Raw genomic sequence first — 13,007 nt, forward strand, 5'->3', positions numbered from 1 at the left:
CCTGAAGTTTTTTTACTTCTTTAATAGATCAAAGATGATTTTGGCATGATCCGTGTTATCGACCTGTCCTGCAAACCGTTCTTTATATGGTCCATATGCGTAGACCGGAACATCTTCACCTGTATGTCCCCCGGTAGTCCATGCAGTATTGGTCCGATTATCGAATATGGCTTCGATGGCATTATCGACGTTCGTCACATTCTTTGATTTGGCAGCTTCTGTTACCGTTTTGATTTCACCGTCAGTTAGCTTCACTTCATTTTGATCAATATATTGCTTTAACGTCTTTTCAACATCGGCCCCTTTGACGATGGCATCCGCCATGAAGTCAGGGGTGCGTTTGGCTGCCTTGATTGGTTCACCATACCAGTTATATATTCCTTTTGCCCCGATCGAGAATCCTCCTGTAGAGTGATCCGCAGTAGCCACCACTAAGGTATGTTTGTCTTTCTTCGCAAATTCAATGGCCTCTTTGTATGCTTTTTCAAAGTCTTCCATTTCACTCATTGCACCTACGATATCATTATCATGTCCGGCCCAATCGACCTGGCTTCCCTCGACCATAAGGAAGAATCCATCTTTGTCTTTATTCAAGCGCTGGATCGCCGAACTTGTCATGTCTGACAAAGAAGGCGTTTCACTTGGGCGGTCAATCATTTTCGGAAGTCCCTCAGAAGCGAATAAACCAAGGACCTGTTCATTTTTGTCCTTAAGCATTTGATTTTTATCAGTCACATAACTGTAACCGTCTTTTTCGAAGGCTTTCGCCAAATTGACATCAGGCCGGACAAAATTGGACTTCCCACCGCCCAATAGGACGTCAATTTTATGTTTTCCCTTGATTAAGTCATTATAATAATCGTCTGCGATTGAATTCATGTTTTTCCGATTCTCATCATGGGCGCCAAAAGATGCAGGTGTAGCATGAGTGATTTCTGAAGTGGCAACCAATCCCGTCGCTTTTCCTTTTTCCTTTGCTGCTTCCAATACGGTTTTGACTTCAGATTTATCGTTATCCACTGCAATCGCAGCGTTATAAGTCTTCACTCCGGCAGACATTGCCGTTGCAGCTGAAGCTGAATCCGTTATATTTTGTGCAGAGTCTTCTGGGTAAGTCATCTGCTGGCCAACCAAGTATTTATCAAACTCTGTCCGTTCTGCCACCTTCGTACCAGGGTTATCTTTTAAATACCGGTAAGCGGAGGTATAGGAAACACCCATGCCGTCACCGATCAGGAAAATCACGTTCTTGATTTCCGGTTCTTTTTTTGTCTTATCCTTTGCCGAAACACGATCCGCAGCGGACCATGATAAACCTCCAAATGCTAATGCAGAAGCCAGTGTGATGGGCAATACCTTTTTACTCCATGTGCGATCCAAATGAATAGCCTCCCTTTAATGTTTTCTATTTAATTAAACTATAGGTGAAGAAGATGAACTCAATGTCAAGGCAATGTAAAAATGCAGCAGGATAATTGTTAAGACAAAGTAAAGGAGACATGTCACGGAATTGCATGCCACTTTTATGAGGGACGTTGGTTGTTGGAGAAAAATCACCAGTAGTGGGGCATGTTACAGGGTTTAGCGGAGTTAACACCAGCGTGGGTAAGTGATCTTTCATTTAACTTCTTCAAATCAGGGTGATTTGAAAGTGCTAAAAAATTAATGGACAAAAGAAAATAAAGCACCCTATCAGGGTGCTTCAGAGTCAGACTGCCTATCCCTACAGTTTTTCCAGAAATCCGATCCCTTTCCCCCGGCTGTCTGCCAAACCTCATCAAAGCAAGCGCGTTTGGAGTCTCGGCTAGCTAGCTATTCGCCAGAAGTGTCACAAATTTCTTCAATTTAATCGGAGCTTTATAAAAGAGTAAAAAACCATGGAATAAACTAGTCTTAAACAGTTCGGGATGAGACCAGCCTACAATTTTTCTTTAGGGCGGAAAGCGAGTGCCTGGAGTGGAATCAACGTTTCAGTTGACATTAAAGAAATCCGATCCCTTTCCGCCCCCCTTTGTCGACAAAACTGAAGCTCTCCATTCAAAGGGCTTTTTGCACGATTACTTCATTCTACAACTAAACATTCCAAAGCACGGGCCGCATTCACTCTCGCCAACTCGATTGAATCGGCAGTCGACAGGGCGACTGCGACCCTTCTACCTGCCTTTGTAACAGGTTTTCCGAAAAGACGCACTTGTGTATTAGGTAAAGCCAAAGCCTGTTCAACACCGACTATAGAATATTCCGATAACTCATCCTGCGCTTTTAATGGACGGCTGGCACCTGGGCTGATCAGCTTGATTTCCGGGATGGGAAATCCTAGAATCGCCCGAATATGCAGGGCAAACTCCGACAAATTCTGAGTCACTAAAGTCACTAGTCCCGTATCATGAGGACGTGGGGAAACTTCACTGAAATAGACTTTATCCCCTGAAAGGAAAAGCTCAACCCCGAATAATCCGTATCCTCCAAGTTCATCCGTAATAGCATGGGCAATTCTTTTCGCTTCCATGATTTGCGCCTCTGTCATATTATGCGGCTGCCAAGATTCAATATAATCCCCGCCCTGCTGAATGTGACCGATTGGGGCACAAAACATCGTACCATTTATGGCCCGGACAGTAAGCAGCGTGATTTCCGAATCAAAACGGATAAATTCTTCAATGATCACCCGTCCATTTTGAACCCGGCCGCCTTCCATCGCGATCCTCCAGCAATCCTCCAGGTCACCTTCCGTGCGGCACACACTTTGCCCTTTACCTGAGGAACTCATCAGCGGTTTTACGACATTGGGAAATCCAACTTCCTTGGCAGCTTGGACAAATTCTTCATATGTATCGGCGAATTTGTAGGCTGCGGTCGGAATCTCCATGGTTTCAGAAGCCAACCTCCTGATTCCTTCACGATCCATAGTCAATTTAGCCGCTCTTGCCGTCGGAATGACATGAAATCCTTCTTCTTCCAATTTGATTAATTCAGATGTAGCGATGGCTTCGATTTCCGGTACAATCAAATCGGGTTGTTCTTTTTCCACAATTCCCCTTAGTTGTTCCGCATCCAGCATATCGATCACATAACTGCGATGAGCCACTTGCATGGCAGGTGCATGTTCATAGCGGTCTACAGCAACGGTCTCCACCCCAAGTCTCTGTGCTTCAATTATGACCTCTTTCCCCAATTCACCTGAGCCCAATAATAAAATCTTTTTCGATTTATACATTCAGTCTCTCCTCCTCCATATCCTCAAAATCATTATATACGAACTATAAATGAATAAACATAAATATTTATTCGTATTTTCATTTAAAATGCACCAAAAACATTAAACAAACGTATTTCATTTAAGTTTTTTTAAATACACACTTGACAAATAGGAATAATAAGCATTATGCTAGATGAAAATATATACGCTGACCAGTTCACTGGAGGCTCCCTATTCAACATGAGTAGGGAGCCTTTTCGTTTTTATCAATAAGGGAGGAAATACACTATGCAAAAGGAATTGGTAAGTCCCATTTTCCCTATTTTGAATGAGAAGAAAAATGGCCGCTTTGAGGATATGAAGTACATCAATCTGCCTGACAGATTATTCTTCGAATGGTGCCGGCAGCAATATGCCCTGAATAGAGGGGTTTACAATGCAATCGATAATTGGTTCTATCAATATGGCATTGACCATATACTTTACCGAAGGATCAACCTATTAGCCTTTTTGGAATTTGCTGCTCCCCCGGCACAAGCAGCCGGAAAGACAAAGTTCATTAAATTTGGCAGTGGCGGACTAACAAAAAAGCTGCAGGAGTTCATTGCAGATTAACCTGAATCTTATAGTGCCCTTATCAGTAATACGCCCATTCTCATCCTACTGGTAAGGGACACTTATGCGAATGTCGAAATTTGCATTACGATTATTTTTGAAAATGTAAGCGCTTTCTATTATAATGAAATTAGGTTGGATGGCATGCGTGGCCGTCACAGTATTTGGCGTAGGTGGGGCCAATACTAGCGTTAAGGAAGTCAAACTTCTTACCGTAAAACTTTAGAATTCCTTTTGTTAAGGGCTGCAATATTACTGGGACATGGAGAATGTCCGTTAATTTCAGGCTAAAAAGCGTGTCATTCATGCAATCGATAAGTAAAGCATGACTTTACTTATTTTTTGCAGCAGCCCTCATCGTTTCAAGTCTAATAGTTTATAAGACTAAAAAGCTCTTCCCCATGGTAACGGAGTTGAGCTTTTTCATTTGGTCAAAATTCACATATATAACCCTGCCAAGAAAATTCCAAGCGACTTCTGATAAATCTCATCGAACTGTGATATAGGGAGGGGATTCGTTCCTTTGCCCAGCTCCACGGTAAACCCCGGCCTGCGCCAATCCTGAATGAACCAATCCTTATACCCTGCGTAACTATTGGCGGATTTGACAGGCTCATATCCACTGACCCTCGCAAACTCATTGACTATCGTTTCCGACTCGGGCGGTTCCAAACCTTCAAACCCCCAATAAATGACTTCTCCTTGGGTATGGAACGCAAGGACTTTGCCAAAATCACGTTTTCTTGTCAACTCTGACATTGCAATGGCCTCTGGCTGTGTAAGCGGCCCTTCCCCGGAATAATTTGCCGGACCTGGCTCCGTTACATTATTGCGTTCTTTTTCCAGTTCCCATTTGGCGGGAAATTGATCATTCAGATCCACCCCGTTAATATTTGCCTTCCAGCCAGAGAAGTCTTCGCTTCCATTATTCCATTCCACGAGCCGTCGCCTCAATGACTCATCTGCAGGAGGGCCTTTAAGAACCAACTCCACTCCGTCCGGATTCACCATTGGGACGATCGACAGCATCGTCTGTTGATAAAAGGGAAACAGAGATAGACCGCGGATGTCTGCCTGATTCGTGATTGCGAGTAAATAATCATTTAAAAAGGTCATGATCACAGGCGTCGTTATCCACTCATTCGCATGAAAGGAACCATTATAGTGAACTCGTTTGTTACCATTTCCAATCAGCACTTCAGGGATATCCCTTTCAAGCACAGAGTCTCCGATCGGGGAGGTTTTAATAAATGGATAGATAGTTTTCAACCGTCTTACATCGGTCATCATCGTCTCATAATCATATTCCCGGTTTCCTTGAATTAGCCTCCACGTAATCCTTAATGGCACAGAAATTGTCTGACCAACTTGCAGGGCATTCGGGTTGAGATTGGGATTAACCAAAAATAGGGCATCCAATGAAAGATTACGTGACCTGGCAATTGCCCATAACGAATCACCTTGTTTAATATTATAACTGGTCGTCGTAAAGCCAGGAATTTTGATTTGTTGGCCAATCATAAGTGCAAGTGGATCAATCCCACTATTGGAATCAATGATAAGTTGGTAATTCACCTTGAATAATTGGCTATAATACCACAAGGAATCATTTTGCCGCACAAAAACGTCCATACTGCACCTCCTCTTAACCAAATGTATGCTGATTCGATTTAATTATTGCTTTGACATTGTTCTGCTCCTGACTGAAATCTTCGAGCAATTTGCTTGTCATCAATTAAGAAAATGCCAAGCTCCATTCCCTCCCCATCCAACCATTTAAGTGAGAGCTGGATTTTCTTGTAAATTGGACTACCAACTAACACCCGATTCTTATTACTAGTCATTAATTCCACCCTTTACCGAATCTAAGTAACTGCCCCCCCAATTAATCTGAAAGCATGACTTCCTTACAAACATTTATAACTATATATTCTTACCGAACTTGTCGGGTGTCATTTATATAACGGAGCCCTCCATAAACAAACAAAACAGGCACCCATTCATGAATGGATGCCTGTTTTCATTTAATAGATTGGGAGTCCCATATTTTACGCTTCTTGCGGTACGGGCAAACCTAAACCTTCGGCTATGCGCGTTCCGTATTCCGGATCGGCTTTGTAAAAATGACCGATTTGACGAAGCTTGATTTCTTCCAATTCCACAGGTTTCATTGCGCCCACGATCGTGTCAACAAGGCGACTTTTCTCTTCGGCACTTAATAGACGGTATAAGTCACCTGCTTGAGTGTAGTGATCATCACTATTATGACCGACTTGTGCAGCTTTCCCAGTCACCTCGAAAGGAGTGACTTTATTTTCCGTTGTTTCGGCAGGGCCGCCAAAACTATTCGGCTCATAATAAACAGATCCCTTGCCATTGTCATCTGCACGCATGAAGCCATCACGCTGATAGTTGTTCGCCTCCACTTTCGGACGGTTCACCGGAAGCTGGTTATGATTCGAGCCCACACGGTAACGGTGTGCATCTCCATATGCGAATAGGCGTCCTTGAAGCATCTTGTCTGGGGAAGCTTCAATTCCCGGTACGAATGTTCCCGGTGAGAACGTGGCTTGCTCTACTTCAGCAAAGTAGTTTTCAGGATTTCTGTTCAATACCATGCGACCAAGCTCGATCAGCGGATAATCTTTTTGAGACCATACCTTCGTCACATCGAATGGATCGAAACGGTATGTATCCGCATCTTCCAGAGGCATGATCTGAACATATAATTTCCATGCAGGGAAGTCCCCTTTTTCAATGGCATTGAAAAGATCTTCCGTATGATAATCAGGGTTTTCACCTGCTAATTTTGCAGCTAGATCCACATCAAGGTTTTTGATGCCCTGTTCTGTTTTGAAGTGGTATTTCACCCAAACGCCTTTTCCTTCAGCATTCACCCATTTAAATGTGTGGCTTCCGAAACCATGTGTATGACGAAGTGTAGCAGGAATGCCCCGATCGGACATCAGGATCGTCACTTGGTGCAGAGATTCCGGTGAATGTGACCAGAAATCCCAAACAGCCGTAGGGTTTTTCAAATGTGTTCTAGGATCTCTTTTTTGTGTATGGATGAAGTCGGGGAATTTAATCGCATCGCGAATAAAGAATACTGGCGTATTATTACCGACGATATCGTAGTTTCCTTCTTCCGTGTAGAATTTAACAGCAAATCCACGCGGGTCACGGACTGTATCAGCAGAACCCAATTCTCCTGCAACTGTGGAGAAACGGATAAAAAGATCTGTCTTCTTGCCCACACCATTGAAAAGTTTAGCTTTCGTGTACTGAGAAAGGTCGTTCGTTACTTCGAAAGTTCCGAATGCACCGGCACCCTTCGCATGAACTACACGTTCAGGCACACGTTCACGGTTGAAGTGAGCTAGTTTCTCCAATAAGTGTACATCCTGAATGAGTACCGGGCCGCGTTCGCCGGCAGTAATCGAGTTTTGATTATCTCCTACTGGCGCTCCCCAGCTTGTAGTAAGATTTTTCTTATTCGACATAATTTGAACCACCTTTTCATTAATATTTATGTATATAATGATAAAGCTTCTTAGAAAAAAATCAATACTTATTTATAATAATTTTAATATAATAATCAATTCATTATTTTTTCGTTGATGATATGACTTCACCTCCAACCGTAATATGGAGAATTCAAAATTTATAAACGTTGACGGAACAACTTATAGGCATAATAGAATTCCTAATAATGGTATACGACCCTCATAACCAATAATCCTTCATGACAAGTGATTTTATCATTTCTCCTACCAATGGGTTAGTAATCGAGAATGATAACGAATATTCATGGATACTTTGCGCTACTTTACCTATTTCCTTCTATTTATCTTATAACAAACCGAAATGATCTCCTGTGACTTTGTTCACTACATCAGGCTTTATTTACATGACGAATAGAAGGAGGCATAGAAACTGACTTTTGTGAACCTTATCTTCAGCAGAACTATTCATAAACGGACTGAAACAAAAGGCCTTCACCCTTATTTTGCTGGAGAAATTGTAAACATACTGGTTTGTGTTCGTATAGAAAATAAGATACTATTACGTTAAAATGACCGTCCAATAAGAGTAAGGGTGATATATATGAATGAGCGCAAACAACTGGTAGTTAAATATGCACACCAATTATTTATTGAAAAGGGTTATCAAGCCACTTCCATTCAGGATATTTTAGATTATAGCGGCATTTCAAAAGGAACATTTTATAACTATTTTTCTTCTAAAAGCGAATTGCTTAAGGCAGTTTTCCTGACTTCGCAAGAAAAATTCGAAAAAGAGCGGAATGAATTGCTGATTGGGCAAAACCTTGCAGATATTGAAATATTCATCAAACAATCCGAATTACAAATGCACTCCAACAAAAACAATAAAATCTTTTTCTTATATGAAGAAGTAATGATTTCAAATGATACCGAACTTAAGAACTTCATAACTCATGCTAAATTCCAGCATATCCATTGGCTATCAAAACGGTTTCTGGACATTTTCGGTGCTGATAAAAAACCTTATATTTTGGACTGTGCCATTCTCTACTCGGGGATGATGCATCAAACGATTCATTTTAATGCCTTGGCTAAAGAGCCCGATTTCAACCCTACTGAAATTATCCGTTATTGTGTCGATAGGATTAAATCGATTTTCGAAGATGTCAGCACGTCAAAAGCACAGCTATTGGAACCCGATCTCATCAAGCAATGGCTGCCTGAGTGCTTTCATACACAGCAGGATTTTCATACAGCACTCCTGCACTCTGCAAATGGCCTAAAAAAGATGATCTTAAGGCTATGCCAAGATGATGAAGCGGAAAGGGTCAAAAACTTAAAATTGATTCACTTTATCCAAGAGGAATTATTACAAAACACTGAACCGCGAACCTTTCTCATCGAAAGTGCTCTGCTTTCCTTAAACACCAACCCAAAATTGAAAAACACATTGGAATTAAGTGAATTCGAAAGAATCATTGCCAACAACTAAATAGAACCTAATGGGTCCCATTTTGCAGACAAATGGGGGTTCTTTCAGCGGAAAGGGAGCGGATTTCTGAAATCAACTGGACCTTTTTTTAAGTAAAAAGGTCCTTTCGGTTCTGGGGGAATACATATCGTATTCCTCTTTTTTTTGTGACAATTCTGCAAACATATAACTGAAATTCATGAAATTTTAGTATAATGACTTGTAGTAAAGTGTCTTCAGGAGGAGTTATTCATGAACATAATAATGCGTTTTCTTATCAACGGGCTGGTATTGCTCGTTATTGACTGGCTTCTCGACTCCATCACGATTAAATCTTACGGAACAGCCTTGCTGGCGGTTTTTATATTATCGATCATGAACTTGCTGGTTAGACCCATTCTCCTACTTATCACATTGCCGATCACCATCCTGACGTTCGGGTTGTTTTCTTTCATTATCAATGCCTTCACATTCCAAATCACTTCCTATGCCGTCAGTGGCTTTGTAATAAATTCTTTTTGGGGAGCTTTAATCGGATCATTGTTATTGAGTTTCATTCAAAGTCTTCTTATAAAACAGAGTAAAAAAAACCATCAGTAGCATGCTGTTAGTTAAAACTGTAGACAAACTCGATGAAAATCGAGTTTGTCTACAGTTTTTTTTAGGATCTACATACTGAAACAGTAAGTCGAATGCTGACGGTTTTTCGTATCATTTTCATTTCCATAACAGCCTTCGCTATTTCCCGGGCAATTCCCCTAAATTCCGCAAAGCTTCACTTTACATATAAATCGACTTCTCTGGAAATCAGTATCAAACGATTCATGGAATGGCTTCTTACTGGAGTGGTATGAACAGAAAATCCTGTAGATGCCTTCGAGCTTAACCGAAATGAGGTCATTTATAATCAGTATCAGCATAATCGCAACCCTTTCGTAGATCATCCTGAATTGGCCTCCGCCATCTGGCAAAGATGGAACGAATATGCTGTTCCTTATTTTGGAGCCAGCTTTTCCATCATCAAAAGTCTAAATTTTTAGAAAAATCACATAATTATATTTTGTTTGAATAGCATTCTAATAGTTTTTGAAAGATTATATATACGAGGAAAACAGATTGAATCACTTTGTAGTAAGCGTTTTCATTTTTTACTTTACATTCTTCCTATTAAAATATATTATTTAGTTGTAATATTATGTGAAAAATCAATAAATTATATGTATTCTCCTCTACTAGTGATAAAATGCTAGATAGAGAAAATTAAACTCCAACATAGAAAAGGGGAAAATTATGCAAAACTCCAAAGAATCTCAACTGCATAGAGGTTTGGAAGAAAGACATATCGCATTAATGTCTCTTGGCGCAGCCATTGGAGTCGGTTTATTTCTCGGCTCGGCCTCTGCGATTAAATTAGCCGGCCCAGCCATCATCATTTCCTACGCCATTGGCGGGCTTATGATCTATCTTATCATGCGTGCACTAGGGGAAATGGCGATTAAAAATCCTGTCGCAGGTTCTTTCAGTCGCTATGCTAGCGAATTTGTCGGTCCTCTTGCCGGATACATAACCGGATGGAATTACTGGTTCGTTTGGATTGCCACCTGTATGGCTGAAATTACGGCAGTCGGAATCTATATGCAATTTTGGTTCCCTGACACCCCGCAATGGGCTTGGGCGTTAGCCGCTCTTGCCATCATGACGACGATTAACTTTCTTGCTGTAAAAGCATATGGTGAATTGGAGTTTTGGTTCGCCTTAGTGAAAGTCATTACGATCATCCTTATGATCGTCCTTGGCTTCGGAATGATCATCTTCGGATTGGGGAACGGCGGAATCGCGGTCGGATTCGGCAACCTTGTTGAACATGGAGGGTTTTTCCCTAATGGGATTTCCGGTGTCATCCTCTCTTTCCAAATGGTCATGTTCGCCTATTTGGGAATTGAAATGCTTGGAGTAACCGCAGGTGAAGTTAAAAATCCTGAAAAATCTTTAAAAAGAGCCATCGATACCGTTTTTTATCGGATTTTACTTTTTTACGTTTTAGCTCTGACAGTCATTTTATCGATCACTCCATGGGATGAAATGAATGGAGAAAACAGCCCATTCGTTATGATGTTTGATAAAATCGGTATACCAGGCGCAGCAGGAATCATTCAGTTTGTCGTACTGACAGCAGCCCTTTCATCTTGTAACAGCGGGATCTTCAGTACAGGAAGAATGTTATTCAACCTAGCGCAGCAAGGTGAATCACCAAAAAGTTTCGAACGTACTACAAAGTCAGGCGTTCCTGGCGTTGCCATCATCGTTTCGGCTGTCGTGCTTCTTTTCGGTGTTTACCTTAACTACATGGAAGCCGATAAAGTTTTCACTTACGTCACAAGTGTCGCTACATTCGGTGCCCTCTGGACATGGGGAACCATACTTGTCACACAGATCATGTCTAGACGGAAAATGAGTCAGGGAGAAAAGCAAGGCTTGTCTTACAAAATGCCGCTTTTCCCATTCACTTCTTATTTCACTTTAGCCTTTTTAGTATTTGTAATGGTAGTACTCGGCTTTTCAGCAGATACAAGAATCGCTCTAATCGTTGGTCCGATTTGGATCTTACTGTTGGTAGCCCTGTATTATGTGACTGGCTTGCATAAACGGAATAGATAAATGTCAGAGGGTGCCCAATCTAATTGGCACCCTCTATTTCTGCCTTTCACCTACTACCCCTTCTTTTGATCACCCAATAAGCCACCGCACCAGCTCCGCCTAAAATGATGAGGATAGGCAAGTTTCCTATTATGAAAACAATGATTCCTGAACCCGCTTTAAGTAATAGATTCGCACTCGTTGCAAGTTGTTTCTTCGTTCTCTCCCATGTATTCAATTCCTTATTATCAATGCCCGGCACAACTATCCGGTCCTGTGATAACGTGATGGTAACCGTCGAATATGAGGTTTGGTTTTCAAGATACTTCATTTGCCCGGTCAGCTGTTCTATTTCTTCTTGCACCACGGCAAGATCGGATGATATTCTCAGTAAATCTTCCGTCTTCTCAGCATCCTTCATGAATGCAAGTAATCTTTCCTCTACTGCCCTCTTTGATTTCAATCTTGCTTTTAGATCTACATATTGCTCCGTTACATCCTGTCCTGTCACAGTCCTTCCGACCACTTCTGAAGCCTCGCCCTCGCTATCGGCCAGAAAATCCTGAAAATGGGATTCAGGGACCCGAACAGTGATCATTCCTTCCACCAGTTCTTCATCTTCCCTGTATACATTGGACTCGACCACATATCCGCCATATTCAGCCACCTTATTCTCAATCTTCATTTGTGCTTTTTCAAGGTTCTTCACCTTCAGCTCAAGCTGGGCTTGATGGATGACCTTTCTTTCATCCGTCATCCCCTCCTTTTCCGCTGCTTCTTCCTGCACCTTATTCCCGGAAATTGAAGCGTCCATTTTACTGTCCGCCGTTTCATCCTGTGCTTTAGATGCTGAATCATCTTTTTCATTACTGCTGCATCCAGCAAGTAAAAGTAACAAACAGAACATAAGCATCATTGTTTTACGGTTCATCGGTATTCCCCCTTTTCTTAATAGTACCGACGTATAATTTGGAAGAAAGTTACACTTGGTCATTAAAGGCCATGTTTTATTTTCATATGAATAGGTAAAGGTATAAGAACATCCAAGTTATGAAGAAAGAAGTGAATTCATTATGAACTACGGAAAATTCGCTAAAAGTTTATTGGTACCTGTGGTCGGAGGTTCACTTGTGGGTATATTCGCCACAAGGAATTCAAAAGAAATTTATGATGAACTCAAGAAGCCTTCATTTGCGCCTCCTTCCTGGACTTTCCCCGTTGCTTGGACAAGCCTTTATACCATTATGGGAATAGCGAAATATCGCATTGCATCCAAAGAAAAAAAATCGAAGTCCGCTGAACGCCTCTATGATACTCAACTAGGGTTGAATTTCTTATGGTCTTTTTTATTCTTCAAATGGGGATTGCGCGGAACAGCCTTTATTGAAATGGCTGCACTGCTGACCCTGATTACTTTAACGGCATTCGAGTTTTATAGAATAGACCGTGCATCCGGTTTAGCGATGATTCCCTACATAGCATGGGTCACCTTCGCATTAGGATTGAACTTTTCCATTTTCAGAAACAATTAATCACATAAAGAAGCGCCCCTTGTATTAAGGGGCGCTTCCTTTAGAGT

General features: G+C 41.5%; 11 protein-coding genes and 1 pseudogene. 6 read left to right on the forward strand and 6 right to left on the reverse strand.

Features of this window, described 5'->3' with window-relative positions:
- Positions 1-12: 12 nt before the first annotated feature.
- Together FNK51_RS07580 and purT are read right to left on the reverse strand one after the other, a co-directional pair.
- On the reverse strand, positions 13-1,380 hold the full coding sequence (locus tag FNK51_RS07580) for an alkaline phosphatase (protein WP_483296116.1): 1,368 nt from the start codon (positions 1,378-1,380) through the stop codon (positions 13-15).
- A gap of 682 nt (positions 1,381-2,062) precedes the next feature.
- Positions 2,063-3,217 carry a phosphoribosylglycinamide formyltransferase 2 gene (gene purT, locus FNK51_RS07585; RefSeq protein ID WP_141992948.1) on the reverse strand — a complete coding sequence of 385 codons (1,155 nt, stop codon included), beginning with the start codon at positions 3,215-3,217 and terminating at the stop codon, positions 2,063-2,065.
- Positions 3,218-3,487: 270 nt separating this feature from the next.
- Here purT and FNK51_RS07590 point away from each other — a divergent pair, with 270 nt between their 5' ends.
- Complete coding sequence (locus tag FNK51_RS07590) at positions 3,488-3,814, forward strand: hypothetical protein (RefSeq protein WP_286178596.1); 327 nt, start codon at positions 3,488-3,490, stop codon at positions 3,812-3,814.
- A gap of 438 nt (positions 3,815-4,252) precedes the next feature.
- Here the strand turns inward: FNK51_RS07590 and FNK51_RS07595 are convergent, their stop codons facing one another.
- The 3 genes from FNK51_RS07595 to katA form a co-directional block, all read right to left on the reverse strand.
- Complete coding sequence (locus FNK51_RS07595; RefSeq protein WP_098372289.1) at positions 4,253-5,446, reverse strand: M14 family metallopeptidase; 1,194 nt, start codon at positions 5,444-5,446, stop codon at positions 4,253-4,255.
- Positions 5,447-5,484: 38 nt separating this feature from the next.
- Complete coding sequence (locus FNK51_RS26460; protein WP_181762213.1) at positions 5,485-5,658, reverse strand: hypothetical protein; 174 nt, start codon at positions 5,656-5,658, stop codon at positions 5,485-5,487.
- A gap of 204 nt (positions 5,659-5,862) precedes the next feature.
- Positions 5,863-7,317, reverse strand: a complete 1,455-nt coding sequence (gene katA / locus FNK51_RS07600) for a catalase KatA (protein ID WP_141992949.1) — start codon at positions 7,315-7,317, stop codon at positions 5,863-5,865.
- Between the two features lie 604 nt (positions 7,318-7,921).
- Here katA and FNK51_RS07605 point away from each other — a divergent pair.
- From FNK51_RS07605 to FNK51_RS07620, 4 genes and pseudogenes are all read left to right on the forward strand, one after another.
- Positions 7,922-8,812: a TetR/AcrR family transcriptional regulator gene (locus FNK51_RS07605; protein ID WP_098372287.1), complete on the forward strand. Its 891-nt coding sequence runs from the start codon at positions 7,922-7,924 to the stop codon at positions 8,810-8,812.
- 231 nt (positions 8,813-9,043) lie between these two features.
- Positions 9,044-9,391: a phage holin family protein gene (locus FNK51_RS07610; protein WP_098371410.1), complete on the forward strand. Its 348-nt coding sequence runs from the start codon at positions 9,044-9,046 to the stop codon at positions 9,389-9,391.
- Between the two features lie 237 nt (positions 9,392-9,628).
- Positions 9,629-9,762: pseudogene (locus FNK51_RS27755) on the forward strand (endonuclease); the annotation flags it as partial.
- Between the two features lie 319 nt (positions 9,763-10,081).
- Positions 10,082-11,449, forward strand: coding sequence for an amino acid permease (locus FNK51_RS07620; RefSeq protein ID WP_141992950.1), 1,368 nt, complete (start codon positions 10,082-10,084; stop codon positions 11,447-11,449).
- A 46-nt stretch (positions 11,450-11,495) separates the two neighbouring features.
- On the opposite strand, the gene FNK51_RS07625 is transcribed toward FNK51_RS07620, so the two are convergent.
- Entirely contained in the window at positions 11,496-12,359 is an 864-nt protein-coding gene (locus FNK51_RS07625; RefSeq protein WP_141992951.1) for a DUF4349 domain-containing protein, read from the reverse strand.
- A 142-nt stretch (positions 12,360-12,501) separates the two neighbouring features.
- On the opposite strand from FNK51_RS07625, the gene FNK51_RS07630 reads away from it, so the two are divergent.
- Entirely contained in the window at positions 12,502-12,960 is a 459-nt protein-coding gene (locus tag FNK51_RS07630; RefSeq protein ID WP_141992952.1) for a TspO/MBR family protein, read from the forward strand.
- Positions 12,961-13,007: the final 47 nt, after the last annotated feature.

Origin of the sequence: Bacillus sp. B4EP4a (assembly GCF_006680105.1) — a bacterium.
Lineage (GTDB): Bacteria > Bacillota > Bacilli > Bacillales > DSM-1321 > Peribacillus > Peribacillus simplex_E.